The sequence below is a fragment of the Endobacterium cereale genome (assembly GCF_009617585.1).
GTDB lineage: Bacteria > Pseudomonadota > Alphaproteobacteria > Rhizobiales > Rhizobiaceae > Neorhizobium > Neorhizobium cereale.
This window is the reverse complement of the sequence record NZ_WIXI01000051.1, coordinates 311,046-336,767: the sequence shown is the minus strand read 5'-3', so window position 1 is coordinate 336,767 and position 25,722 is coordinate 311,046. Positions and strand designations below refer to the sequence as shown.

Here is a 25,722-nt window from a genome sequence, read left to right as displayed (position 1 = left end):
TCTGGCAAAGTGATCGACGGACAACAGATGTCCGGCGCACGCGCAGATCCGTCACCAATTTCGACGTTGCCTCCCCGGCAGCATGTCCTTGGGCGCCAGCCCATTAGCAAACCGACGCGCATTTCGTCGGGACCAAAAAATACAAGGGAATGCGAATGCCATTGAAACCACCGCTCTCGTCGCTGCCGATCCGGACTGCAGACAAGGGGTTCTACAAGGGATTCAGCATGGACGTGACTTTGACGTCCAAGATCATCGTTGGCATCCTCATCATGTGGGCCGTCATCTTTCCAGCCCAGTCAGGGAAAGTCCTCAACGACTTCAACGGTTATATCCTCGCTCATTTCGCCACGTGGTATCTTTATGTCATGGCCGTCTTCGTGGCTGCCTGCGTGGGATTGGCGCTGTGGCCATCCGCTGGCAGGCTTCGGCTTGGCCATGACGAGGAGCGCCCGGAATTTTCCAATTTCTCGTGGTTCTCGATGATGTTCGGCGCCGGCATCGGCGTCGGCATGCTGACATGGGCGGTGGCGGAACCGGTCTATCATTTTGCCAACAATCCCGATGTCATTCTCGGGCATGCCGAGGCGGGCGCCGCCGACAATATCGGCAATGCCTATAAGTGGTCCTTCCTGCACTGGGGTTTTTCGGCGTGGTCTTCCTATGCCATCATCGGGCTGGCGCTGGCCTTTTTCGCCTATCGCCGCAGCCTGCCGCTGACCATCCGTTCGGCGCTGACCCCGTTGTTCGGCAAGATGCTGTCCGGTCCGCTCGGTCATGCGGTCGACGTGTTTGCCGTGGTCGCCACCATTCTCGGCGTTGCCCAGACGCTGGGTTTCGGCGTGGAACAGTTCATTGCCGGCATGACCCGGATCGGATTTGGCGGGTGGATGCAGAATGCTGACGGCAGTTCTTCGGTTTTTGCCATTCTGCTGTCCGTCGTCGTCATCATGATCGCCTCGACGCTGTCTGCCCTTTCAGGCGTCGGCAAGGGCATCAAGTGGCTTTCCAACCTGAACATGGGTCTCAGTATCTTCCTTCTGGCCTTTCTCTTCCTGTTCGGCTCGACATGGTTCGGTACTGCTGCCTTTTTCACCGGCATGTTCGAATACATATTGGCCCTGCCGGCGATGGTCGTGACGATCTGGAAGCCTGACGGAACAACGACGGCCGATGGACTGGCGAAATGGCAGGGCGCCTGGACGGTGTTCTATTGGGCATGGTGGGTGGCTTTCGCGCCGTTTGTCGGCCTGTTCCTTGCCCGCATTTCGCGCGGTCGCACCATTCGCGAATTCGTGCTCGGCGCGATGATCGTGCCCTCGCTCATGTGTTTCGTGTGGTTCGCCTGGGCGGGTGGCACTGCCATCGATCTGGAAATGTCCGGCATCGCCAATGGCGCGATCAATGCGGCAGGCGACGGCGCCAAGATCTTTGTCATGACCGACCTTCTGCTGGCATCATTCCCTTTCCTAGCATGGGCGATGGCGGTTCTGATCGTCATCCTGCTCCTGACCTATCTCGTCACCTCGGTCGATTCCGCCATCCTGATCGTCAACACGATCAATGCAGGTGGCGATGAGGGGCCAAAGGCACGTCCGCACATCATCTTCTGGGGCGTGGCGCTCGGCGGCGTGGTGGCGGCTCTGCTGCTGGTCGGCGGGCTGGATGCGATTAAGACAGCGATGGTGATCGGCGCACTGCCATTCTCCATGGTCATGCTTTTGATGTGCGTGGCGCTGATCAAGGCAATCTATCGTGATGGCCTACGGGAAAAGGCGGGCATCGAGACAGTGATCGTTGCCGATCCCGAAGACGAGGCAAAGGCGATCGGAGCGTAACGCTCTCGGTCAACAAACGATACGAGCGAGTTTCAGGCGCCCGTATCGTTGCCGCCGAAGGATGTTCCTGCAATCAGGGTAGAAGCAGAAAGCTGCCGGCAAGCCTGCCGCTTTCTAGCGTGCGGTGGGCTTCCTGCACGTCATTGAGCGAGTAGTCGGCAGCAATAATGCTGCTCAGACCGCGAGCGATGGCGGCGATGGCTGCTTCTCCGGCTTGCCGGTAATTCGCCGGATCGGCGGTGAAGGCGATGACGCTGGCATGGCTGAGGGACTTTCCCTGACGCAGTTCCTCGACATTCAACGGAGGAACAGGCCCGGCCGCCTGACCAAGCGTGACAGCCCTGCCGAAAGGTTTCAGGCTGCGCAGTGATTGCACGAGAGTATCGCCGCCGATCCCGTCATAGACAACATCGACACCTTTGCCATCGGTCAGGGCGCGGACTTCGGAGACGAGATCTGCATTGCGACCTATCACAAGGTGATCCGCCCCGTGACTGCGGGCAATGTGCGCCTTTTCCGGTGTGCTGACTGTTCCGATAACAATTGCGCCGAGATCTTTTGCCCAGCGTACAAGAATGGCACCCAATCCGCCGGCTGCGGCATGCACAAGTACCGTCATGCCAGAGCCAACGCATACCGTCTTGTGAAGCAGCATATAGGCGGTTGCTGCCTTCAGCATGGAGGCGGCAGCTGTCCGGCTATCGACCGCCTGCGGCAGCAAAAATGCTCTCTCCGCCTTCAAAATCCGCCGCGTGGCATAAGCTCCGAGCGTGGCGGTGTAGGCGATCCGGTCGCCAGTCCTGATTGCCGTCACCGCCGGACCGACCGCCTCGACGATGCCGGCGCCCTCGACGCCGATCACGCCCGGATAGGCGGGGAGGGCGTAAGCGCCGGTGCGGTGATAGATATCGACGAAATTCATGCCGATCGCCTCGTGGCGGACGAGGATTTCACCATTGCCCGGTTGAAGCGGTTCCTGCTCCGTCACAGTCAGTTTTTCCGGCCCGCCCGGCCCCTCAAGCTTTACCACGACATCGGCCATTACGCTCCCCTCATGAGGTTTCGGGATATGTCGTCAGGCGGCGGGCTTCATTGCCTTGCCCGCCACATAGGTCTCCACCACGGCGCGATCATCGCCCATGGTCTGTAGCAAAAACAGTTCTTCCGGCAGGGTCTTGATCGTTTCCATGCGCAACTTCATGGCAGGCGTCGATCCGGCATCGAGCACGACCAGATCGGCCACGGAGCCGATGTCCAACGTGCCGATATCCGCCTCCATCGACAGCGCTTCGGCATTGCCCCTGGTCATCAGGTAATAGCTTTCCAGCGGGTTGAGGCGTTCGCCCAGCAATTGCTGGATCTTGTAGGCCTCATCCATCGTCTTCAGCATCGAATAGCTGGAACCGCCGCCGATATCGGTGGCGACGGAAACGCGCACCGGTTTTTCACGCCGCATCAGCGCCTTCATCGGAAAGAGGCCGGAGCCGAGAAACAGGTTGGACGTCGGGCAATGGACAGCGATGCTGCCTGCCTCAGACAGCGCATCCATTTCGCGTTCCGACAGATGAATCGCGTGGCCGAGAAGGGTCTTTTTGCCGAGCAAACCGTAACGGGCATAAATGTCGGTGTAGTCGGTCGCCTCGGGATAAAGCTCGCAGGTGTATTTGATCTCGTCGTGGTTTTCCGAGAGATGGGTCTGGATGAACAGGTCCGGAAATTCCTGCGCCAGAGCCTGTGCCGCCTTCATCTGTTCCGGTGTCGAGGTGATGGCGAAACGCGGGGTGATGGCGACGTGGTTGCGGCCCTTGCCGTGCCATTGTTCGATCACCGCGCGCGTCTCGTCATAGCCCATTTCCGGCGTGTCGAGCAGGCCTTGCGGGGCGTTGCGGTCCATCATCACCTTGCCGCCGACCATGCACATGTTGCGCTTCAGCGCCTCGGCAAAAAACGCGTCGGCTGAGGCCTTGTGGACAGAACAATAGGCGACGGCGGTCGTGGTGCCATGGCGCAAGAATTCGTCATAAAAATGCGTGGCGATGCGGGCCGCATGGTCGCTTTCGACAAAACGGCATTCCTCCGGGAATGTGTAGGTGTTCAGCCATTCCAGCAGGTTGGCGGCGTAAGACGCAATCACCTGCATCTGCGGGAAATGCACATGCGTGTCGATGAAACCCGGGAGGATCAGATGTGGACGGTGATCGATCTCGATCACATCCTCCGCTGCTCCGGCCTTCACCGTCGCATAATCACCGATAGCGGAAATTCTGCCATCCTCGCCGACCATCAGGCCGCCATCGTGCTCATACAAATAGCTATCGCTGTCGGTGAGCGAATGGGGCGCGCGATGGAAGGACAGGAGGCGTCCGCGGATCAGGGTGTTTGTCATCTAAAACTCTATTTTGCTGCCACGCTGCTTTCATACCACGCGACCAGCAGCTTGCGTTCCTCAAGCGTGAGATCGGTGACATTGCCGGGCGGCATGGCGTGGCTTCGTCCCGCCTGGATGTATATCTCGCGGGCATGGGCGGCAACCTCAGCGTCCGTCTCCAGCTTCACCGATTTCGGCGTGAAGGTGATGCCGTCCCACACGGGTTCCGCCGCATGGCACATGGAGCAGCGGCTGGTGACGATGTCGCGTGCCGCCTCGAAATGGGCGTTGAATGCGAATTTTTGGCTGATCGGCGACATGCTTGTCTCTGTTTCGCCGGTCAGCACTTTCGGCACTGTCGACAGCCACATGATGACGATGAACAGCAAAACGGTCACCAGCCATGTCCATGTCGGTTTTCCCTTGCGGGCGTGGGTGGTGTTGAACCAGTGCCGGATCGCCACACCCATCAGGAAAACCAAAGCTGCGATCACCCAGTTGAACTGCGTGCCAAATGCCAATGGATAGTGGTTGGACAACATGAAGAAGATGACAGGCAGCGTCAGGTAGTTGTTGTGCAGCGAGCGCTGTTTGGCGATGCGGCCGTATTTGGCATCCGGCGTGCGGCCGGCGATGAGGTCGGCGACGACGATCTTCTGGTTGGGAATGATGATCATAAAGACATTGGCCGACATGATCGTCGCAGTGAACGCGCCCAGATGCAGGAAGGCGGCGCGACCGGTAAAGATCTGAGTATAACCCCAGGCCATCGCGACGAGAACGATGTAAAGCAGGATCATCAGGCCCCAGGTGTTGTTGCCGAGTGGTGATTTGCAAAGCTGGTCGTAGATGATCCAGCCGACCCCGAGCGAGGCCAGCGACAGACAGATCGCTTGCCATGGCTCCAATGCCAGCACCGTGCGGTCGATGAGGAAGAGGTCGGCGCCGCCGTAATAGACCACGCAGAGCAGCAGAAAACCGGAAGCCCAGGTGAAATAGCTCTCGTATTTGAACCATGTCAGGTGTTCGGGCATCTGCGCCGGCGCGACCAAATATTTCTGGATGTGATAAAAGCCGCCGCCATGCACCTGCCATTCCTCGCCATAGGCGCCGGGCGGCAGATGCGGGCGTTTGACCAGCCCAAGGTCGAGTGCAATGAAATAGAAGGACGAGCCGATCCAGGCGATGGCGGTGATGACGTGCAGCCAGCGTACCGCAAAACTCAGCCATTCCCAGGCTATGGCATATTCATACATTCGGGTTCCCCGAGTTATTCCCCTTTTTCGACAGAGTGCGGAAAAAAACGTCGCGAGGGAAGGGGATATTCGTGGGCGGGATTTCGCTCTCCCCAGATGCGAGGGTGGCGGAACCGCTTTGGCGGTCGTGTGTTTTAGCGCTTGCGCAAATATAAATTGTGCATCGCAAGATTTGCCAATTAGTCGGCTAACTCGACTCAGCTAATATTTCTCGTGCAAGGCAGCCGGTGCGGTTGAGTATTGCAGTTCACCGGAGGTGCGTTCATCAACGGAGAATGAGCTTATGCGCAGTATTCTGATGAGTGTGATGATTGCATGTGCATCCGGTGCGGCGGCCCACGAGGCGCATACCGGCTGGAAATACGAAAGCTATTGCTGCAACGGTGACAATCATACCGGCGATTGCCAGATGATCCCGACAAAGAACGTCAGGATCGTCAAGGGCGGCTACGAGGTCATTCTGGGCCCCGGTGACCATCGGCTGATTACCCGCAACCATGATTTCAGGCTGCGGCAGAGCGAGGCGCGGCGCTCGAAGGATTCCGAGTACCATATCTGCCTTTATCCCAACGAGGATACGCTGCGCTGTTTTTATGCGCCGGACATGAGTTACTGAGTTTCCGCTCAGTCCCGGAAGGTCGGCATCATCTTGCGCATGAATTCGCGAAAGGCGCGGATTTTTGGCGAATTGCGACGGGTTTCGGGATAGGCGAACCAGTAGTCGGAACCGTCACTCGCCAAAAGATCGAACGGTTGGTAGAGGCGGCCTAGCGCCACGTCGTCCGTGTAAAATTCCGGTTTCAGGATGGCCACGCCATGTCCGGCGATCGCCGCCGCGGCCTCGAATGCCTGAATTCCGCCAAAGCGGCTTGTCGGTCGCGCCGCCAGATCGATTTCCGTCACACCTGCAGCCAAAAACCACAGGCGCCACCAGGGGTCGCTGGCATCGATGATCCTGACTTTGAGAAGGTCTGCGGGATGATTTATGCCGCCCACGGATTCCGCCAGTTTTGGATTGAGCATCGGAGTGAAATGGCTTTTCATCATGAAATGCGAACGCAGCCCCGGCCAGATGCCGCTCTTGCTGCTGCGGATCGCCACGTCTGCTTCCGTTTTGGAAAAGTCGATCGTCTCCTGCGAGGTTTCCATGCGCACGGCGATATGCGGGTTTTCCAGCTGAAACGTGCCGATGTGGTGGGCAAGCCAACGCGAGGCGAAGGTCGCCGTGGTATGGATGATCAGCGTGCCATCCGATTGACTGCGGGTGCTGGCAATGGCGTCGCCAATTGTCTCGAACGCCTGTGAGATCTTGGGAGCAAGCCGCTCTCCGGCGTCGGTCAGGATCACCTGCCGCGGGCGTCGCAGGAAAAGCGGCTCGCCGATCGTGTCTTCCAGCAGCTTGATCTGATAGCTGACTGCCGTCTGGGTTAACCCCAGTTCCTCTCCCGCCTTTGTGAAACTCAGCAGCCGTGCCGCCGCTTCGAACACGCGCAGCGCATTGAGCGGGAATTGCCGGGATAGTTTCATGGATAAGTCCTCTTGATCCATGCAGACGGTAATTCGATTGGATTAACGCCGCTTTTCGGCGCACTTTATCCTCACAAACATCAAATGCAAGCGGGGTTCCCGCAGGGCACCGCGACCGGAAACCCCAGGTTTTTCGGAGGGAATACCTGTGCCCGAAATCGAGGAGTGACACCATGTTTTCGATCCTGCGACAGCCGTTGATCCGGTTTTGGCCGGATGTCGATATCGTCCGTTTTTTGTCCCATCCGCAAAAGCGCCGCGCTCTCCCTCTCGATCTGGAGGAGATGCCTGAAAACCTGCAACGCGACATCGGGATTTCTGATGGCCGGGGCAGACGCGGCGAGCGGCCGGAGGAGGAGGGCGCGTTTCGGGCAGCCCGGCTTATCTATTCGCAGCGACCGTTATGATCTCTCACGGATATGCGACCTGCCTTTCTGATCTCATCTCCTGTCGTGCCGCGTAAACCGTCAGCAGTTCGGCGGCCACCAGTGCTGCGATCACTTCCGGGCGTTTGTCGCGCACGACGTTACCGCCGATCGGCAGGGTGAGACGCCTCATCAGGCTTTCGTCTTCGCCCTCGCGTTTCAGCCAATGGGCAAATGTCGCGCGTTTGGTGGCTGAGCCGATCATCCCGACATAGGCAAGATCCTGTCGAGCGAGAGCGGCGCGGGCGATGAGAAAATCAAGCGCATGGTCATGCGTGAGAATGAGGACCGCGCTGCCTGCCGGCATTTTTGCCACCTCCGCTTCCGGTAGTGCCGTCAGTCTGCTGCCGATGCCGGATGGAAGCGACTGCAATTCTTCGGCGCGGGTCTCAACCACGGTTAGTTTGAAGGGCAGGGGACAGAGCGCGCGCGCAAGTGCGCGGCCGACATGACCCGCGCCGAACAGGCTAATGTGCGGCAGCGTCTGGTGCTCGCCTTCGAGCCGCTGCCGCAGATTTTCGGCGTGAACCGGCGTCATGGGCGTGAAGGCGAGGCGTGTGCGGCCGCCACAGCATTGGCCGATGTCCGGCCCGAGCGGGATATTCATCTCGGGCAGCCCGTTGCCGCAAAGAAACGCGTGAGCATTGTCGATTGCCATATATTCCAGCTGGCCGCCGCCAATCGTGCCCCAGATCGCATCCCTGGAAACCAGCATGAAGGCACCGGCATCACGCGGCGTCGAGCCTTTCGCTTCTGTCACTTCAACGAGGACAGATCGGGGATGTTCAGCAAGGAAATCGAGGGCTGACAACGGTTGCATTGTGTGACTGTAGCACCACAAATGACAGTCTGCACCATATCCGTATGTATCGTCTGTATCAGTTTTTGACGCGTTATACTGGTGGTCTCGGCAGAGTAACCAGTCGTGCGCGTTGGAAATTTATCAGCAATTTCGCGCTAGGTTTTGGCTATTGTCAAATACGGTGCCGTGTTGCTGCGCGGCCGCGAAGGTTTCCTGCAGATATCATGGCCAAAAGAGAATCGATTGCCTCACTGATCCCGGCATCGCAGGATATTTATCGCAAGATCGTCTTCGAAATTGCCGATGGCATCATTGGTATCGACAGCCATGGGACGATCCGTCTGTGTAACCCCGCAGCGGAAGCGATTTTCGGCTGGAAGCCGGGCGAATTGCTGGACAAGCCGCTCGATGTTTTGCTGCCCGAACGCCTGCATTCATTTCACCACAAGCTGGTCTCCGGCTTTGAACACGGCAATGCCGATGCGCGATACATGGGCCAGCGCGATGCCAACACGGTCGGGCGCCGCGCGGACGGTTCTGAAATCCATTGCGGCATCACCATTTTGCGCACGTCGGCTGCCGGAGAGCCGATGATGATTGCCGTCGTTCGCGATATCAGCGACCATGTGCGCTACCAGAATGATCTGAAGCGACTGGCGGAAACCGACAGCCTGAGCGGGCTTCTCAACCGCCGCGCCTTCCGCGAACAGGCGGCGCGCCATCTCTTTTCCGGGGGTGAGAAGGAAGTGTCGGTGACACTGTTCGATCTCGACGGTTTCAAGAGCGTCAATGACCGGTTCGGCCATGATGCCGGTGACGAGGTGATCGTTCGGTTTTCGGATGTTCTGCGCAGCACGGTTCGCGCTGAAGACATCATTGGACGGTGGGGCGGCGAGGAATTCATTCTGTGTCTGCCGGGCCCGGCAGACATGGCAAGGTCGGTGGTTGAGCGCGTCCGCGCCCGTTTCACCGAGATCGAATTTCGTTGGGAAGGCCATGAGCCGATCAACCTCACGGTCAGCGCCGGCATCGTGACGGTGCCGGCTGGGGCTGCGCGCCTGGACGATATGGTGGCCTGTGCTGACAGGGGGCTTTACGAGGCCAAGCGTGGAGGCCGCGACCGGCTGGTTTCTGTCGATATGGAAGAGGTCGCGCTCGCCTCCTGATTTTCACGAGGATCGAACCGGACATGTCGTGAATGGCATGGCGGATCGAGCAGGCATCGGTTATGGCTCATGCCACTTCAACGCGTGATCCTGCATCCATGAAACCTCGCGACCTTGCCATCTACATCTTTCTTGCCCTTGCCTGGGGCCTTTCCTTCCTCGTCATCGTCAAGGTTGTCGATGCTTTCGGATTTGTCGCCGCAACGACCATCCGCTCCTTCATCGCCTGCGGTACACTGTTCGTCATTGCCAAACTGACCCGCCGACGACTGGATTTCGGGGATGGCTGGCAGCCGTTTCTGGTGGTGGGGGCGACGACCGTGGCAGGCCAGCTTCTGGGCCTGTCCTATGCCACACCGCTGATCGGCACCGCCATGGCGGCGATCCTCGTGGCTTCCATTCCGTTGTTCTCCATGGTGATCAGCCAGGTCTGGGGGCTTGAGCGGATGAAGGCGAGCGGCGTGCTGGGCCTTGTTCTGGGCACGGCCGGCATAGTGTTGCTGGTCGGTTTTCCAGCCGTGCCGGTGACAAACGAATTCGTGTTCGGTTGTGCGGCGGCACTCGCCGCCTGTTTTTCCGCCGCTTTCGGCAGCAATTTCGCCAGCCACAGGCTGAAACATACCGGTTCATGGGAAGTCACCATCGGTTCCTTCCTGTTCGGCGCGCTGATTTCGGCACCGTTTCTGTTCGCCGTGCCGGTGCCGCGCATGCCGGGCGCGCTCGATGTGCTTTATCTGCTGATTTCGGCCTGCGTGATGAGCGCCACGACCTACGTGCTCTATTTCAAACTGGTCGGCTCGATCGGTGCGACCCGGGCGATCAGCGTCGAGTTTGCGGTGACGGTGGTTGCGGTTTTTGCCGGTGTGATCGTCCTTGGAGAACCGCTGTCATCCATCCAGGTCGTCGGCGCTGCGGTCATCATTCTCGGCTGTGCCATGGTGCTTGGCCTGTTTCCGTGGCAACGGACCAAGGTGGCGGATGTGCCATTGCCACATCAGGATGGGGTGCCGTGACAATCCGACATTCGGTCGTATTTTAAAAATCAGATCAACCGAAAATAATGGGCGGACGTTCAAGCTGCCGCCATGAGCAATTTCACACTCGTAACGGTGCTGGTATCCGGCGGGGTTTTCCTGGCATCAGGCGGATATACGCTTCTTCCGCGCACAGCCTATGATCCGGCTTGCGATATCAAGGGAAATATCTCTTATAATTCCGGCGAGAAAATCTACCATGTTCGTGGTCAGGAGAATTACTCCGACACGAAAATCCGCGTCCTTGATGGCGAACGCTGGTTTTGTTCGGAAAGAGAGGCGAGAGCGGCCGGGTGGCGAAAAGCCGGCCGCTGATTTTCACATCGCCTTCAGCTGCTCCACTGCCATCAGCACCCGTTCCGGTGTCGCCGGCGCATCAAGCTTCGGGCACACGGCGTAATCGGCAATACTCGCCACCGCCATCGAGATAGCCTCCAGCACAGAGATCGCCAGCATGAAGGGCGGCTCACCTACCGCCTTGGAGCGGCCGATGGTTGGTTCGGCATTTTCCGCCCAGTCGGCGAGCTTCACATTGAAGATGCGGGGCCGGTCGGAGGCGAGCGGGATCTTGTAGGTGGAGGGCGCGTGGGTGCGTAAGCGCCCCTTGTCGTCCCACCACAATTCCTCCGTCGTCAGCCAGCCCATGCCCTGCACGAAGGCACCTTCCACCTGGCCGATATCGATGGCCGGGTTTAGCGACTTGCCGACATCGTGCAGGATATCCGTGCGATCGACCATGTATTCGCCGGTCAACGTATCGATCGAAACTTCCGAGACGGCGGCGCCATAAGCGAAATAATAAAAGGGATGGCCGCGCCCGGCTGCCCGGTCCCAATGGATCCTTGGCGTCTTGTAGAATCCGGCGGCGGACAGTTGCACGCGGTCGTAATAGGCGGCGCGCACCAGCGTGTCGAAGGGCACGATTTCGTCGCCGACCCGCACCCGGTTGGGCAGGAATTCGACGTCGTCCTTGTCCACCTTCCATTGCCGGCAGGCAAAATCGATGAGCCGGTCCTTGATCTGACGGGCGGCATCATAGGCCGCCATGCCGTTGAGGTCCGAGCCGGAGGAGGCGGCGGTCGCGGAGGTATTCGGTACCTTGCCGGTCGTCGTCGCGGTGATCTTTACCCGCTCGATATCAACACTGAAGGTTTCGGCGACGACCTGCGCGACCTTGGTATAGAGGCCTTGGCCCATTTCGGTGCCACCGTGGTTTAGATGAATCGAGCCGTCCTGATAGACATGCACCAGCGCACCGGCCTGATTATAGGCGGTCATGGTGAAGGAGATGCCGAATTTGACGGGCGTCAGTGCGATGCCCTTGCGGATCACCGGGCTCGTTTCGTTGAACTCGACAATGGCCTGACGACGGGCGCGGTAATCACTCGACGCTTCCAGTTCCTCGACAAGCCGCAGGATGATGTTGTCCTCGACCTCCTGATGATAGGGCGTGGTGGTGCGGTCCGAGCCCGGCTGGCCGTAAAAATTCAGCTTTCGGATATCGAGCGGGTCTTTGCCCACGGCATAGGCGATTTCCTCGATCATGCGTTCAGCCCCGAGCAGGCCCTGCGGGCCGCCAAAACCGCGAAAGGCGGTGTTGGAAACGGTGTGCGTCATCAGCGGTTTCGAGGTCAGCCGCACATGCGGATAAAAATAGCTGGAATCGGCATGAAACAGCGCGCGGTCGGTCACCGGGCCGGACAGATCGGCGGACCAGCCGCAGCGTGCCGCATAGGTGGCATCGACGGCGTGGATTAGGCCTTCCTCGTCGAAGGCGACATCGTATTCAACGCGGAAATCGTGACGTTTGCCCGTGACCACCATATCCTCGTCGCGGTCCGGACGAAATTTGACGGGGCGCTTGAGCGTCTTGGCGGCGAGTGCGGCGAGGCAGGCAAACAGATTGCCCTGTGTTTCCTTGCCGCCAAAACCGCCGCCCATGCGGCGTGTCTTGACCTCGACCGCGTGGTTGGCGATGCCGAGCACATGCGCCACCATATGCTGGATTTCGCTCGGATGCTGGGTGGAGGACCAGACCAATACGTCCTCGTCCTCGCCGGGCGTGGCGAAAGCGATCTGGCTTTCCAGATAAAAATGCTCCTGACCACCGATCTCCATCGAGCCCTGAATGCGCAGCGGCGGTTTTTCGATCTCGGTCTCCGGGTCGCCGCGCCGCAAGGTCATCGGCTGGGTCACCAGCTTGCCGCCGTTTTCCAACGCGCCCTCGATGTCGGACCAGTGGGGCAGGTCTCGATAATCGATCTTGGCCAGTTTCGCCGCCCGCCGTGCCTGATCGCGCGTTTCGGCGATCACGGCAAAGATCGGCTGGCCGTGGAAACGCACGTCACCTACCGCCAGAAGCGGTTCGTCATGCTGGCCGGTGGAGGCGATGTCGTTGAAGCCGGGCACATCGTCCGCCGTCAGCACGGCGATGACGCCGGGTGCGTTTTTGACGGCCTCGAGATCGATGGAAACCAGTTCGGCATGGGCGCGGTCGGAGAGGCCAAGCGCGCCGTGCAGCGTGCCGGCCGGTTCGGCAATATCGTCGATATATTCGGCGGTTCCGGTGACATGTTTATGTGCTGAATCATGTTTCAGCGAAACGTGCATTGGGCCGTTGATGACGGTTTTGCCGGAGGTCGTGGGCTTGTCCATGTTCACACTTCCTCCGTCTCGAAGCGGTGCAAATGCACGGGCGCGCCGGCCGTTTCAAGAAAGAAGCGGGTCAACAGGTTTTTGGCGGTCAGGCTGCGGTACTCGGCACTTGCGCGCCAGTCGGTCAGCGGCTGGTAATCCTCGTCAAAAGCATCATGCGCCTGCCGCACTGTCCCCCAGCTCCATGGTTGGCCGAGCAGCATGGCTTCCACCGCGCGTGCGCGTTTTGGTGTTGCCGCCATGCCTCCGAAAGCTATTCGGGTTTCGCCGACACGTCCCTCGCTATCGAGCATCAGGTAAAACGCACCGCAGAGCGCGGAAATGTCTTCGTCGCGACGTTTGGAAATCTTGTAGACGGAGAAAAACGCATCCTCGTGCGGTTTTGGCACAAGGATTTTTTCGATAAATTCGCCGGGTCGCCGGTCCTGCTTTCCATAGGTGATGAAAAAATCTTCCACTGGCAGCGTGCGTGTTCCTTCGGTCGAGCGCAGCGTGACGCTTGCCCCGAGGGCGATCAGCGGCGGCGGCGTGTCGCCGATCGGCGAGCCGTTGGCGATATTGCCGCCGAGCGTGCCGGCATTGCGCACCTGCGCGCCCCCTATGCGGTCGATCAGGTCACCGAGTGTGGGGATTTCTATCAGCAACGTCTCAAAAGCTTGTGCATAGGTCACGCCAGCACCGAAGGTGATACCGGCATCGTCAACCTCGGTTTGCTGAAGCTCGGTGAGGTGGTTGATGAAGATGACGGGATCGAGCTTGCGCATCTGTTTGGTCACCCAAAGTCCGACATCGGTGGCGCCGGCGACGATGGTGGCTTTCGGTGCTTCGGCAAGTGCGACGGCCAGATCCTCGACGCTGCCGGGGATGATGGAGCGCGCGCCATCTTTTTCAACGACGATCGTTTCGCTCGAGGATTTCAGCGTCCAGAGTTTGGCCATGATCTCGGCGCGATCACGTTCCAGCGGATCGAACAGGGCGCTCGGGCGTGTTTGGGATACCAGTTCGGCCGCTTTCACGATGGGTTCGTAACCGGTGCATCGACAGAGATTGCCTTGCAGCGCGAGTTCGATTTCCGAGCGATCGGGTTCCGCGTTCGATAGCCACAGGCCGTAAAGCGACATCACGAAGCCGGGCGTGCAGAAACCGCATTGCGAGCCATGACAGTCGACCATCGCCTGCTGCACCGGATGCAGCGTGCCGTCCTTTGCGGCCAGATGTTCGACCGTCACCACATGGGTAGCGTGCAGTGAGCCGATGAAGCGGATGCAGGCATTGATGCTTTCATAAACGAGGCGTCCATCGATAAGGCGCCCGACGAGCACCGTGCATGCTCCGCAATCGCCTTCGGCGCAGCCTTCCTTGGTTCCGGTCATGCGGCGGCGCAGCCGCAGGTAATCGAGCAGGGTTTCGGTCGGCGAAAAATCGCTTAAGGAAACCTCTTCCGCATTGAGGATGAAGCGTATCGCAGAGTTCATGTCGTTCCCCTTGGGCTTGCACCATTTTCGGCGTCTGTATGGCCCTCGAATCCCGATCCTATTGCGCCGTCCATCCGCCGTCGACGGAAATATGTGTGCCCGTTATGCTGCGGGCGGCATCGCTGGCGAGGTAGAGTGCGGCTGCAGCCACTTCCTCAATGCCGACAAATTCCTTGGTGGCCTGCAGGCGCAACAGGACCTCGTCCTTTACCTGCGCCTCGCTGATGCCCTTTTCGCGCGCCTGATCGGGGATCTGTTTCTCCACCAGTGGCGTCAGCACGAAGCCGGGGCAGATGGCGTTGACGGTGATGTTATCGAGCGCCAGTTCCAAGGCCGCCGTCCTGGTCAATCCCATGATGCCGTGTTTGGCAGCGACATAGGCCGATTTGAACGGCGAGGCGACCAGCCCGTGGGCCGAAGCGATGTTGATGATGCGGCCTCCGGGGCGCTTTGGGCCTGCTGCCTTCATCAGGGGGATGGTGTGGCGCATCGTATGAAAGGCCGAGGAGAGCAGAATGGCGATCAGCTGATCCCATTTTTCGGGCGGAAAATCCTCGATTTTTGCGACGTGCTGGATACCCGCATTGTTGACCAACACATCGACTGTTCCGAATGTTCGGCTGGTCGTCGAGATCATGTCTTCGATCTCGTCCGGTCGCGTCATGTCGGCGGGGTGATGAATGACTTTGCCGGAGGTCAGCGCCGCAAGGTCGGCGACAGCCGCTTCGATGGCGGAAGGGGGGCCAAAACCGTTGATAACGACATTGGCACCATCCTCGGCAAAGGCGCGGGCAATGCCAAGCCCTATGCCGGATGTAGAACCGGTAATGACGACCGTTCTTGGCATGCACTTTCCTCCCTGAGCAGCCATGACGCTGCCCGGCAGGTTACGCGTATTTCAGTGCAGCATGCAACGCGCGTGCCTCAGCCTTCATGCCAGTGATCGTGGATCCACGGCGTCGGAAGGATGTAATGACGCAGATAACGGAACGGGTTCTCACCGTTACGCAGCTTGCCGTCGAGACTGCTGGTAAGGTGACCGATTGGTGAAAGCGCTTTTTTTGAACCGCCATACCGGCCTTCTGCGGCGTGCTGTGGGTGCAGGCCGCGGGGAAATAAAACGATCCTTGCCGTGGAGGGCAGGGTCGGCGCCAGTACGTAATTGAGCGGAAATGGCCAGCGACAATCCTGCCGGAAATGCAGGACCGATTTGCGCGGGAAAAACTTCACGCCGCCGGGCGCGTTGCGTGTCACGAAACGTTGCTCATAACGATATTTGTCGGCGGTTCCTTGAGGATCGGCATTGAATTTCTGAAACAGTGGCTCGAGCTTGCCAACGGTGAAGCGCAGGACGGAGGATTGGCCCAGGCGCTCGAACGGGGTCGTCTGGTTGCGGGCCATGAAAACGTCGTCCGCATCACCCACTTCGAAGAATGGGTCCAGCGAACCGACAATCATCAGGTCGAGATCCAGAAACAGGACTGTGCCTTTAAGGCTGCCGAGCTCTTTGTTCCAAAGTCGGGATTTCCCCCAGATGCCGGGAGTCTTTTCCGGCAGCTTGTCGATACCGAGCGGCGGCAAGTCCTCGCAGAGGATACCTTCGTTGATGCCCGCCCTGTTATCCGTGAAGCAGGTGAAGGTGAATGGCGGCGTAATGTTCCGTTTCACCATCGCATAGAGGCGATTGACAAATGGGGCACCATATTTGGTGCCCCAGTTGATGCAAATGACCTGTTTTATATCGGTTTTTGCGGCAAAAACGTCGTCAGTCATTTCGAAAAAATCTTTCATGGACAATGCTACGCCCTGACATGCGTTAGCATTGCCGCGGGCATCAATAAAGCCGCCCGTTTACGTTTTTTTGTTCTCGTCGGACTGCGGCCTTGTTGTAAAAGCGAAAATGTGGCGTAATGTTGTCGGTTAACATATGGTAAAAATACGGAGTTTTGCTTGTCTCATTTCGACGCAATCCGTATATTTCAAATATTACTCAAGTTCATCGAATGTCGAATGCTTCCCGGATTGCCTCGTCGCTCTCCGTTTTCTGCACAACGACGCCATGCCAGCCCAAACCATCATAATCCTCGTAACCCAATGTTTTCGCATAGGCCACGATCGAGCCGTTATTGTCGTAATAGCTGCCGAATGACTGCCCATATTGGCTGGCCAGCATGAAATGTGTGAACATCAAAGCGGGGTCGGTGCTGGCAATGACACGGCTTTCGCCGTCGAGCAGCATCACCGTCGTGCGCTCCGCTGTTTGTGGGGGCAGGTTGGCTTCCTTTTCCACGATCGCCTGGCCCTGGTTCTGCCAGTCGAAATAAACCCCCAGTGTTCCCAGCAATTCGCCATCCATCTTACCGCCGGCCCGGATGCCTGTGGCATACACCAATGCGTGATGGTCGTCGTGCATGACGCTCGGCTTGACGGTATCAACGATATAGTCATCCCCGGATCCGGTTCGTCGAGCGGCTTCGAACCATGGATCGCCGGACAGAGGGCGGTTGATAACCTTGCGCTGGAAGCGCGGATTGGCGGATGCCACCACCTTGCCGGAAAGGTCGGTGACGACCAGATCGAGATAGACGGTGTAGAAACGGTTGATGACGCCGAGGCGTTCGCTGGCAAAAGAAAGGTTTTCCGACGTGGGCTGAGACAGTGCCTGCCACAAGGCGGTGTCTGTTGCCCACCAGCGAACGTCGGCGGTGCGCTCGAACAGATTGCGGACGATCAATTGCACCAATGTCTGGGCAAGATCGGTAAGGCGTACGCCTTCCATCTCGTTGACCAGCGCATCGGCCATCTGCCGATTGAGGCCGATTCGGCTTACGACGTTGCTTTCGAATTTTGCGGCAATGTCTGACGCGACTTGCGCCAGCCGCTGCACCTCGTTCGCGACGACGGCAAATCCCTTGCCCATGTCACCGGCGCGGGCCGCCTCGATCAGGGCGTTTATGGCCAGCAGCCGTATCTGCCGCACCACATGAGTGTTGTCGGAGCTGAACCGCTGCAGATCATTGCCGATCGCCTCCGTGACGAGGCGGACCGAACGTGGTGTCGCGGCTTGCTTGTCGTGCGTATGTGCTTCGAGAGGGATCATGGCCAATATCCGAAGTGGTTCAAAATGAAACGTGACAGATTGGCACATTTAGCCATTGCAAGATTGTCGAAGTCTTAATGATAGGCGCAACTATTCAGTATTTGTTCGTGCCAATTATTTGAGCAAATTGATGAATTTAGTTTCATGTGTGCTTTTTCAAAAAACATGATGCCCTGTCATTACTGCGTGAAGTCTAAAAATATTAAGCGCAAGAGTTGCGATCAATAAATTTCGAGCGATCATTTTCAGCGCCTATCAAGGTCAGTGTTCTAGGGTGTCATCCATCGGAGGAAGCGCCCATGAAAGAGGCCGAGGACATGAACCAGGCAGCTGCAGCAGACGGTTTTACACGCGAGACCGCCTATAATAAAAAAATGTCGATCTTTTCGCTGATCGTCACGGTTTTGTTCGTGATGTTTCCGCGACTGCCGATGCGCTGGCTGCCGCCGGTGCCGCAGCCGGCTGCCGATGTGCCGCCGAGCCATCGCGACGGGCACGACGAGACGCCGCGTATCGCCGCGGAATAAGCGTCTGTGTGTTAATGACTTGAGCCTGTCGACCGACGGTTGACAGGCGTCATTTGCTTCTGCTCAAACCAAGGCCGGTCATTTCGGGCTTGAGGAGGAGCGATATGGCGGCTGCCAAGGGTTATGTTCTGGCGATCGATCAGGGCACAACATCGACACGGGCGATCGTGTTCGACAAGGACATGAAGATCGCCGGGTTTGCACAGGAAGAATTTCCGCAAATCTTTCCCAAGTCCGGCTGGGTCGAGCACGATCCGGAAGACATCTGGTCGAGCGTTCTTTCCACCATTCGCAAGGCGCTCAAGGCTGCGAAAATCAAGGCCGAAGACATCGCCGCTATCGGTATCACCAACCAGCGCGAAACTGTGGTCGTCTGGGATCGGGACACCGGCAAGCCTATTCACAATGCCATCGTCTGGCAGGACCGCCGAAGCGCGCGTGATTGTGAGAAGCTGAAGGCCAAGGGGCTGGAGAAGAAATTCGTCCGCCGCACCGGCCTTATTCTCGACCCCTATTTTTCCGGCACGAAGCTGGCGTGGCTACTGTCCAATGTCAAAGGCGCGCGAGCGCGGGCGGAGAAGGGCGAACTCTGCTTCGGCACAGTCGATACGTTCCTGATCTGGAGACTGACCGGCGGAAAAAGTTTTGTCACCGATGCCACCAATGCCTCGCGCACGCTGATCTACAACATCGATGAAAACCGCTGGGACAAGACGCTTCTCGACATTCTGAAAATCCCGGCGGCGATGCTGCCGGAGGTGAAGGATTGCGCTGCCGATTTCGGCGTGACGGAGGAGGCGTTGTTCGGGGCCGAAATTCCGATCCTCGGTGTGGCCGGCGACCAGCAGGCGGCGGTGATCGGTCAGGCATGTTTCGAGCCGGGCATGGTCAAATCCACCTATGGCACAGGCTGCTTCGCCGTTCTCAATACCGGTACGCAGATGGTGCGTTCCAAGAATCGGCTGCTGACGACGATCGCCTATCGCCTCGATGGCGAAACAGTCTACGCGCTGGAGGGCTCGATCTTCATCGCCGGTGCCGCCGTACAGTGGTTGCGCGATGGTCTCGGAATGGTGGAAAAGGCCTCGCAGACGGGTGAACTGGCGGCACAGGCAGATCCGCAGCAGGACGTCTATCTTGTGCCGGCCTTTACCGGGCTTGGCGCGCCGCATTGGGATGCGGAAGCGCGTGGCGCCATGTACGGGCTGACGCGCAATACCGGCCCGGCCGAATTTGCGGCGGCCGCGCTGGAGGCCGTCTGCTTCCAGACCCGCGACCTGCTGGACGCCATGCACAAGGATTGGCGCTCGGCGTCCGGCGAAGACACCGTTTTACGAGTCGACGGCGGCATGGTTGCGTCCGACTGGACGATGCAGCGGCTGGCTGATCTGATCGATGCGCCTGTCGACCGGCCGACCATTCTTGAAACGACCGCGCTTGGGGCTGCATGGCTTGCCGCCAGCCGCGCCGGCCTCTGGCCCGATCGAAAAACCTTTGCCAAGACATGGGCGCGTGAACGCCGGTTCGAGCCGGAGATGAACGCGAAAACCCGCAGCGCAAGGCTGAAGGGTTGGAAGGATGCCGTCAGGCGCACGCTGAGTGACGCCTGACCCTCTGGAACTCAGGTGAGGACGTAATCGACCCGCTGCGGCAAGGGTGGCAGGTCGGCTTCTCCCAGAGCCTCGCGCAAATTGTGTTCTATGACACCTGCCAGCGCATTGATCGGCAGGTCGTTCGGTCCGAGCCCGAACGGCTCTTCCAGTTCGTCGCCAAGAGCGTCGAGGCCGAAGAACGTGTAGGCGATCAGGGTGGATACGAAAGGTGTGCCCCAGCCGAGCAGATCCGAAAAACCGAACGGCAGCAAAAAGCAGAAAAGATGCGCCGTACGGTGTAGAAGCAGCGTGTAGCCAAAGGGCAGGGGCGTGAAACGGATGCGTTCGCAATTGGCAACCGCGATGCCCATTTGCTGAACGTTTTCATCCAGCATTTTCAGCTGGATGTCGGTCAGCATCTCGTCACGGCGCAGGCCTGCGAGTTGACGCGATATCTGGTTCAGCAGCACTTCCGCCGGCATTTTCGAAGCCCTGATCGCCTCACGGAGATCAGGTGAGAGCACGGGCGTCACCATCTGTTCGCCACCGGGACGCAGGTAGCCGACAAGCACATGCGGCAGGACGATGACGAGATCGATCAGCGAGCGTCGCGCAGCTTTGCCGCTTTCACCGTGCAGTTCGCAGAGCATGACCGACTGGCGGGCAAATCCGCGGGTGGCGTAAATCAATTGTCCCCAGCATTTGCGCGCCTCCCACCAGCGATCGTAACAGGCGTTGTTGCGGAAGCCGAGAAACACCGAAATGGCGATGCCGAAAAGCGCAAAAGGCGCACCAAGCGAGCCGGGGACGATCAATGGCATGTCGCGATGGGCGATGACCACGAGGGTGGAAACCACGAAGACGAACAGCATCTGCGGAAAAATCCGCATGATGATCGAACCTTTGAGAATGAAGAACAATGTGAAGAGTGAGGGGCGGGGACGGACGATCATTGTGGGCTCGGCTAGGCAAGGGACTGGTATCCCTTGCGAATCGTCAAGGAATACCAGTCCCTATAGTCCCAATTGCGGCGCTTTCTCCGCCCGATTGGCAATGACGGCTGCGACCTATTGAAGCGACTGCAAATCCGGGCGTTTGTCCAGAAGCCTACTTGATCGTTTCGCCCGGATAGACGCCCCATAACGAGGCCTGTTCGACATAACCGGACAGGTTGTGGCCGATCAGCGAAACGCTGCAAAAATGCCCATCGCAGTGGTCCAGCCGCATCAACACGCGGGCCTCAAGGTCGGCAACCACGTAAGCGCGGTTGGATGCCGAGCGATAAAGCGGCACGGATGTATCAACCCATGGCCCGATCACGGCGGTACGGCGGCCGGAGAGAAGGGGGGCGTACATCCAGCCGGTAATGCCATCGTAATCGCGCACCTGTCGCCAGTTGCCGAATTCCTCGGTGATTTCCATCGGCAGGCCCTGCGCCTTGTAGACCCAGCGACTGCCGTAGTCGGTCGAGGGGCCGACGCGCATGCGCGAATTGCCGAATTTCAGCGAGACATAACGGGGGACCGGATAACCGGTCTCTCGGCCTTTCTTCCATCCCGCATTGAAAGCGGGAGCGGCCTCCACCGGATCGCTGACACTGGCAGGCGCGATCAAGGCGGCTGCCAGTGCAACGCCGACGAGCGCGGCCGAAAAAGCCACGGCGACCGTGCCGTGGCGTTTGTTTTTTCTCTTCATGGTCCGGTGTTTCGGACGCGGCCGCATCGGCGCGCTCGTCACATCAGTTGCAACGGTTCGCTTCATTGAGCGCCGCGGTGACGCCGGAGAGCGAGTAGGAATATTGTGTGCTGGTGCCACGTGCGGAGGTGGCGTTGAGGCTCATGCTTGAGCCGCCGCGCATGGCGGTGACCATGGCCGGTTCGCGATCCTTGTTGCGCACCCAGGCGGCATTGTCCTTGGGCTGCATGTCAAAGCTGTTGCCGTCGATGCTGACGGTGACGTCTGAGGTCGAACGCAGGTCGTAGCCCATGATCGCCTGTGGCATGATGGCGCCGCCGTTTTGCGGTGCGACGATGAAGAAATTGTCGCCGTGATTGACGGAGGCGGGCTGCGACGAGGTCGGAACGCTCAGCGCATAGCAGTGCTTGCGGCCGCCGCTTTCATAGGAATAGACGCCCCAGGCATCGAACTGCTTGACGCGGGCGGGCTGGGCCTGCGCGACGGCGACGGAGAGAAGAGTGATGGAAACTGCAGCGGAAATGGACTTGACGAGCATCGGATGTCCCTGACGATTGGTGTTGGCATAAAGGTCTGGACAGACCGGCCGGCGAAGCCCGATCAAAAGCGGACCGGGTTACTCATTAGTTAAAATCTTAGCTTTGTGCTGTTCAAGGAGCCTCACGAAGCCGTGAAGCGGCCGCAATGCTGCCGTCTGTTGGCCATAGAGCCATGCGCAATAGGTGGTTGATTAAGTATGCCATGCTAAGGCGGGGACAAGCGGCAAAGGTGATTGCATCGACCATTGCCGAGGGGATAGTGTCTTCCGCCATGGGCTGGGTCTGGCAGGCCGCGTATCTTATGCGCGGTCAAAACGCATCGATGGGACGATAATGCGCATGATTTCCGTGGCCCGCAGCCGCCTTCTTTATATTGTTGCCGGCCTGTTTTTTGCTGCGCTCAGCATGTCTGCAAATGCCGCTCGCGCCGGTTATGCGCATTTCATCGTCGATGCCAATTCGGGTGAGGTGTTCGCGGCAGAAAATGCCGATGTTCTCAATCACCCGGCGTCGCTGACCAAGATGATGACGCTCTATCTCGCTTTCGAAGCCATCCGTCAGGGACGTCTTTCCTGGGAGCAGCAGATCATTATGACGCCCAATGCGGCGGAAAAAATCCCTTACAAGCTGGGTATTGGTGCAGGCAAACCACTGACGGTGCGTGAAGCCGCCTATGCGACCGCGATCCGTTCGGCCAATGATGCCGCACAGGCGATCGGCGATCATCTCGGCGGTGGCGAAGAGGGGTTCGCCCGCATGATGACCCTGAAGGCACGGGCGCTCGGTATGCGCAGCACCGTGTTTCGCAATGCCTCCGGTTTGCCGGATGACGCGCAGGTTACGACCGCACGCGACATGGCCGTACTTGCTGCCGCGCTGATCCGCGATTATCCGCAGGAATACCGCATCTTTTCCGAGCGCTCCTTCAATTTTCGCGGCCGGACCATCCGCGGGCACAATAACCTGATGTACCGCTATGCCGGTATGGACGGCGTCAAGACCGGCTACGTGAATGCCTCCGGCTTCAATCTCGTCAGTGCCGTCAACGAAAACGGCCGCCGTATCATCGGCGTCGTCATGGGCGGCAAGACCGCGCGCAGCCGCGACGCTCAGATGGAAGCGCTGCTCGACCGCGCGCTCGGTCGTGAAGCTCTGGTGGCGGGCGCGGAGACCAAACGTCCCGCCGCAGGTGTGGCGGCCGCTCTGGACAACGTGCCGATGCCATTCCGCAATCCTTCCAGCAACGAGACCGTGGCGCAGACGAAACTGGCCAACAGACAGGCTTCCAGCTTGCCTGGCGTAACCCGTTCCGCTTCCGTGCCGGCACTCGCCTTGGGCGAAACGTCGCGCTCTGCGGCGCAGGACGGCATTGCCGGCATTGTCCCATCCGCGCCGGGCGCAGCCGTTGTGTCGGCCGATCCGAAGGGCTGGCGGGTGCAGATTGCCGCCGCTGGCAACCGCAGCACGGCTTCGCGTCTGCTGACCCGCGCGCAGGCGATTCTTTCCGATCACTTCGGTTCGGTTGCTCCCCTGATCAACGAGGCCACCAACAGTTCGGGTTCCGCGATGTACCGTGCGCAACTGATTGGTTTCGGAGATCGCAAGGGCGCCATGGAAGCCTGTAGCGCCCTGCAGCAATATTCGGTCGAATGTTTCGTGCTTCAGGGATCCGGCTGAGGGTGAGGGCGGGCCATGGGGCTCGCCACCCGTGATCGTCTTATTTCCCGGCCGGTTCGTTCATCGCCCAGAGTATGCCGAACGGATCGCGCAACTGCCCGTATCGATCACCCCAGAACATGACCTGCAGGTCGGTGACGACGGTAAAACCGGCATCGACTGCGCGTTTCCACCAGAAATCGATGCCCTCGACCGGCAGCATGACGGTGAAGGCCTGCGGCTTTTCCAACGGATAACCGTAGTCGGGATAGGGGTCGCTCAGCATCAGCGATGATCCATTGATGTAAAGGTGCACATGCATGGTGCGGCCTTGCTCATCGGGTGGATGGGTGCCCGCAAGTTCGGCGCCGAGCGCCTTGCCGTACACTTCGACGGCCTTCATGGCGCCATCCACCTGCAGATAGGCGACAATGCCGCCCTTTACGGCAATCGGTTGCTGTTCACTGACATTCTGTTCGACTGCGGTTTCCATGTCTTCCTCCTGTGATCGTGGCCCGTAACAACGGGATATTTCGAGGACGTAGGGCGCTGGGCCAAACCGACATCGGCGTAGCTGTTTTTTCGACAGTGCCTTATTTTTGCAGCTTGCAGATGTGCCGACGTTCCCTATTTTCCGTCGGACGGGCGCAGCGACAATGGGAAGCCAGACCATGATCGAAACTGCAGTTCGCCATCGCAGCATGCGGCTGGATGGCTATTCGGTATTCTATCGCGAGGCCGGATCGGCGGAGGCACCTGTTCTGCTTCTGCCACACGGGTATCCGTGCTCTTCCTATCAATACCGTAACCTGATGCCACGGCTTGCCGATCGTTGGCGGTTGCTGGCTCCGGATTTTCCGGGTGCCGGCTACACCGATACACCGCAGAATTTTCGTTATGATTTCGACGGTTTTGCCGATTTTCTAGAGCAGTTTCTGGAAGAGCTCGGTGTCCAGCGGTTCGTCATCTACCTGCAGGATTTCGGATCGCAAATCGGGCTGCGGCTTGCCATTCGCAACCCGCAGCGCATTGCCGGCGTGATCATCCAGAATGGCGATATCTACGAGGACGTCCTAGGGCCGAAATATGAAGGCCTCAAAGCCTATTTCCGCGATCCGACTCCTGCAGCCAAGGCAATGCTATCGCAGGCCGTCAGTCTCGAAGGTTTCAAGGAAGAGTTCTTGAACAATGCAAGGCCGGAGCTTGCGCCGCTGATCCCGCCGGATCTGTGGCGGTTGCATTGGTCGCAGACGACAGAGCAACGGCGACAGATCTTTACCGATATCATTGCCGGTCTGAAGGACAATCTCGACTGGTTTCCACGTTACCAGGCCTATCTGCGCGAACACCAACCTGCGGCTCTGATCGTCTGGGGGCCGCAGGATGGCTACATGCCGGAGAAATCGGCCCGCGCCTATCTCCGGGACCTGCCAAATGCCGAACTGCATCTGCTTGATGGCGGCCACTGGTTGCTGGAGACCTGTCTCGACGAGGTTGTGCCGCTGGTTCGTAATTTTCTGCAAAAATTGCACGGGCAAGAGTGAGCGGAAGCCGGATCACCCGCTCGATGCATTGATGTGTTCCGCAAATTCCTTTGTCAGCCCTTCATAGGCCTCCATCGGCGGAAACTCCTCGAAGCTGCGCGCTGCACCGGTCTCGGCCCATGTGAATTTCGCCGAGGTATAAGTCTCGATGAAGGGTGCGAACCAGGATGCGTCGTCGAGCATGGTCGGGCGGATGTTGACGAACCAGTCCATGCCGACCGGTTTGGTGAACAGCCAGCTTTTGCAGCGCGGGCAGTGGTAATGATGAGTGTCGTCACCATGGGCACCTCCGAGCACCGGTTCGCCTGCCGTCACTTCAAAACCTTGAGCGGGGATTGCTGCCGAGCAGGAAAAGGCGCTGGCGCTCATCTTCTGGCAGCCGCGGCAATGACAGGCCATCGTGATCATCGGCGGCGCGCTGATCTTCAGGCGCACCTCACCGCAACGGCAGGACCCTTCGATCGGCAGGTTTGGAAACGGCATGGCTATCTCCCTGAACTTTCATCAGGGAGATAGTGCGCTC

The 25,722-nt window shown here is 58.9% G+C and carries 25 protein-coding genes; 10 read left to right on the top strand and 15 right to left on the bottom strand.

All coding sequences use genetic code 11. The annotated features are described in order from the left end of the window. Nucleotides 1-155: 155 nt before the first annotated feature. On the top strand, nucleotides 156-1,838 hold the full coding sequence (locus GAO09_RS27850) for a BCCT family transporter (protein WP_153359968.1): 1,683 nt from the start codon (nucleotides 156-158) through the stop codon (nucleotides 1,836-1,838). 73 nt (nucleotides 1,839-1,911) lie between these two features. Here GAO09_RS27850 and GAO09_RS27845 read toward each other — a convergent pair whose 3' ends face one another. From GAO09_RS27845 to puuD, 3 genes are read right to left on the bottom strand one after another with little or no spacing between them, the layout of a single operon-like run. After that, nucleotides 1,912-2,880: a quinone oxidoreductase family protein gene (locus tag GAO09_RS27845; RefSeq protein ID WP_153359966.1), complete on the bottom strand. Its 969-nt coding sequence runs from the start codon at nucleotides 2,878-2,880 to the stop codon at nucleotides 1,912-1,914. A gap of 33 nt (nucleotides 2,881-2,913) precedes the next feature. After that, nucleotides 2,914-4,224 (bottom strand): guanine deaminase, encoded by a 1,311-nt coding sequence (guaD, locus tag GAO09_RS27840; RefSeq protein ID WP_153359964.1) that lies wholly within the window; start codon nucleotides 4,222-4,224, stop codon nucleotides 2,914-2,916. A gap of 8 nt (nucleotides 4,225-4,232) precedes the next feature. Next, the gene (gene puuD, locus GAO09_RS27835) at nucleotides 4,233-5,462 is read right to left on the bottom strand and encodes a urate hydroxylase PuuD (protein WP_153359962.1); all 1,230 of its coding nucleotides are present in this window, start codon (nucleotides 5,460-5,462) and stop codon (nucleotides 4,233-4,235) included. 283 nt (nucleotides 5,463-5,745) lie between these two features. On the opposite strand from puuD, the gene GAO09_RS27830 reads away from it, so the two are divergent. After that, the gene (locus GAO09_RS27830) at nucleotides 5,746-6,078 is read left to right on the top strand and encodes a hypothetical protein (RefSeq protein ID WP_153359960.1); all 333 of its coding nucleotides are present in this window, start codon (nucleotides 5,746-5,748) and stop codon (nucleotides 6,076-6,078) included. An 8-nt stretch (nucleotides 6,079-6,086) separates the two neighbouring features. Here the strand turns inward: GAO09_RS27830 and GAO09_RS27825 are convergent, their stop codons facing one another. Then, the gene (locus GAO09_RS27825) at nucleotides 6,087-7,010 is read right to left on the bottom strand and encodes a LysR substrate-binding domain-containing protein (RefSeq protein ID WP_153359958.1); all 924 of its coding nucleotides are present in this window, start codon (nucleotides 7,008-7,010) and stop codon (nucleotides 6,087-6,089) included. A 152-nt stretch (nucleotides 7,011-7,162) separates the two neighbouring features. On the opposite strand from GAO09_RS27825, the gene GAO09_RS27820 reads away from it, so the two are divergent. Next, nucleotides 7,163-7,396, top strand: coding sequence for a hypothetical protein (locus tag GAO09_RS27820; RefSeq protein WP_153359956.1), 234 nt, complete (start codon nucleotides 7,163-7,165; stop codon nucleotides 7,394-7,396). 4 nt (nucleotides 7,397-7,400) lie between these two features. Here the strand turns inward: GAO09_RS27820 and xdhC are convergent, their stop codons facing one another. Then, the gene (gene xdhC, locus GAO09_RS27815; RefSeq protein ID WP_153359954.1) at nucleotides 7,401-8,234 is read right to left on the bottom strand and encodes a xanthine dehydrogenase accessory protein XdhC; all 834 of its coding nucleotides are present in this window, start codon (nucleotides 8,232-8,234) and stop codon (nucleotides 7,401-7,403) included. Between the two features lie 206 nt (nucleotides 8,235-8,440). Between xdhC and GAO09_RS27810 the strand changes: the two genes are divergently transcribed. The 3 genes from GAO09_RS27810 (at nucleotide 8,441) to GAO09_RS27800 (ending at nucleotide 10,731) form a co-directional block, all read left to right on the top strand. Then, a complete protein-coding gene (locus GAO09_RS27810; protein ID WP_209018871.1) occupies nucleotides 8,441-9,382 on the top strand; it encodes a sensor domain-containing diguanylate cyclase in 942 nt (313 codons plus the stop codon). Nucleotides 9,383-9,480: 98 nt separating this feature from the next. Then, entirely contained in the window at nucleotides 9,481-10,395 is a 915-nt protein-coding gene (locus GAO09_RS27805) for a DMT family transporter (RefSeq protein WP_153359951.1), read from the top strand. Nucleotides 10,396-10,467: 72 nt separating this feature from the next. Further along, on the top strand, nucleotides 10,468-10,731 hold the full coding sequence (locus tag GAO09_RS27800; RefSeq protein WP_153359949.1) for a sunset domain-containing protein: 264 nt from the start codon (nucleotides 10,468-10,470) through the stop codon (nucleotides 10,729-10,731). A 3-nt stretch (nucleotides 10,732-10,734) separates the two neighbouring features. Here the strand turns inward: GAO09_RS27800 and xdhB are convergent, their stop codons facing one another. From xdhB to GAO09_RS27775, 5 genes are all read right to left on the bottom strand, one after another. After that, a complete protein-coding gene (xdhB, locus tag GAO09_RS27795) occupies nucleotides 10,735-13,071 on the bottom strand; it encodes a xanthine dehydrogenase molybdopterin binding subunit (RefSeq protein WP_153359948.1) in 2,337 nt (778 codons plus the stop codon). Nucleotides 13,072-13,073: 2 nt separating this feature from the next. Continuing rightward, nucleotides 13,074-14,546, bottom strand: a complete 1,473-nt coding sequence (gene xdhA / locus GAO09_RS27790) for a xanthine dehydrogenase small subunit (protein WP_153359946.1) — start codon at nucleotides 14,544-14,546, stop codon at nucleotides 13,074-13,076. A 58-nt stretch (nucleotides 14,547-14,604) separates the two neighbouring features. After that, nucleotides 14,605-15,393, bottom strand: coding sequence for a 3-hydroxybutyrate dehydrogenase (locus GAO09_RS27785; protein ID WP_153359944.1), 789 nt, complete (start codon nucleotides 15,391-15,393; stop codon nucleotides 14,605-14,607). A 77-nt stretch (nucleotides 15,394-15,470) separates the two neighbouring features. Next, on the bottom strand, nucleotides 15,471-16,319 hold the full coding sequence (locus GAO09_RS27780; protein ID WP_153359942.1) for a glycosyl transferase: 849 nt from the start codon (nucleotides 16,317-16,319) through the stop codon (nucleotides 15,471-15,473). Nucleotides 16,320-16,542: 223 nt separating this feature from the next. Continuing rightward, entirely contained in the window at nucleotides 16,543-17,646 is a 1,104-nt protein-coding gene (locus GAO09_RS27775; RefSeq protein ID WP_153359940.1) for a methyl-accepting chemotaxis protein, read from the bottom strand. A 299-nt stretch (nucleotides 17,647-17,945) separates the two neighbouring features. On the opposite strand from GAO09_RS27775, the gene GAO09_RS27770 reads away from it, so the two are divergent. Both GAO09_RS27770 and glpK read left to right on the top strand, forming a co-directional pair. Beyond that, nucleotides 17,946-18,173, top strand: coding sequence for a hypothetical protein (locus GAO09_RS27770; protein ID WP_153359938.1), 228 nt, complete (start codon nucleotides 17,946-17,948; stop codon nucleotides 18,171-18,173). Between the two features lie 104 nt (nucleotides 18,174-18,277). Then, on the top strand, nucleotides 18,278-19,783 hold the full coding sequence (gene glpK / locus GAO09_RS27765; protein WP_153359936.1) for a glycerol kinase GlpK: 1,506 nt from the start codon (nucleotides 18,278-18,280) through the stop codon (nucleotides 19,781-19,783). A gap of 11 nt (nucleotides 19,784-19,794) precedes the next feature. Here the strand turns inward: glpK and GAO09_RS27760 are convergent, their stop codons facing one another. From GAO09_RS27760 to GAO09_RS27750, 3 genes are all read right to left on the bottom strand, one after another. Further along, the gene (locus tag GAO09_RS27760; RefSeq protein WP_153359934.1) at nucleotides 19,795-20,718 is read right to left on the bottom strand and encodes a bestrophin family protein; all 924 of its coding nucleotides are present in this window, start codon (nucleotides 20,716-20,718) and stop codon (nucleotides 19,795-19,797) included. A 154-nt stretch (nucleotides 20,719-20,872) separates the two neighbouring features. Next, a complete protein-coding gene (locus GAO09_RS27755) occupies nucleotides 20,873-21,460 on the bottom strand; it encodes an SH3 domain-containing protein (protein WP_153359932.1) in 588 nt (195 codons plus the stop codon). 43 nt (nucleotides 21,461-21,503) lie between these two features. Next, the gene (locus GAO09_RS27750; RefSeq protein ID WP_153359930.1) at nucleotides 21,504-21,998 is read right to left on the bottom strand and encodes an invasion associated locus B family protein; all 495 of its coding nucleotides are present in this window, start codon (nucleotides 21,996-21,998) and stop codon (nucleotides 21,504-21,506) included. 334 nt (nucleotides 21,999-22,332) lie between these two features. Between GAO09_RS27750 and GAO09_RS27745 the strand changes: the two genes are divergently transcribed. After that, a complete protein-coding gene (locus GAO09_RS27745) occupies nucleotides 22,333-23,676 on the top strand; it encodes a D-alanyl-D-alanine carboxypeptidase (protein ID WP_324184651.1) in 1,344 nt (447 codons plus the stop codon). A 40-nt stretch (nucleotides 23,677-23,716) separates the two neighbouring features. On the opposite strand, the gene GAO09_RS27740 is transcribed toward GAO09_RS27745, so the two are convergent. After that, on the bottom strand, nucleotides 23,717-24,148 hold the full coding sequence (locus GAO09_RS27740) for a VOC family protein (RefSeq protein ID WP_153359928.1): 432 nt from the start codon (nucleotides 24,146-24,148) through the stop codon (nucleotides 23,717-23,719). 178 nt (nucleotides 24,149-24,326) lie between these two features. Between GAO09_RS27740 and GAO09_RS27735 the strand changes: the two genes are divergently transcribed. Further along, nucleotides 24,327-25,199, top strand: a complete 873-nt coding sequence (locus GAO09_RS27735; RefSeq protein WP_153359926.1) for an alpha/beta fold hydrolase — start codon at nucleotides 24,327-24,329, stop codon at nucleotides 25,197-25,199. 12 nt (nucleotides 25,200-25,211) lie between these two features. On the opposite strand, the gene GAO09_RS27730 is transcribed toward GAO09_RS27735, so the two are convergent. Then, the gene (locus tag GAO09_RS27730; RefSeq protein WP_153359924.1) at nucleotides 25,212-25,682 is read right to left on the bottom strand and encodes a GFA family protein; all 471 of its coding nucleotides are present in this window, start codon (nucleotides 25,680-25,682) and stop codon (nucleotides 25,212-25,214) included. Nucleotides 25,683-25,722 lie beyond the last annotated feature (40 nt).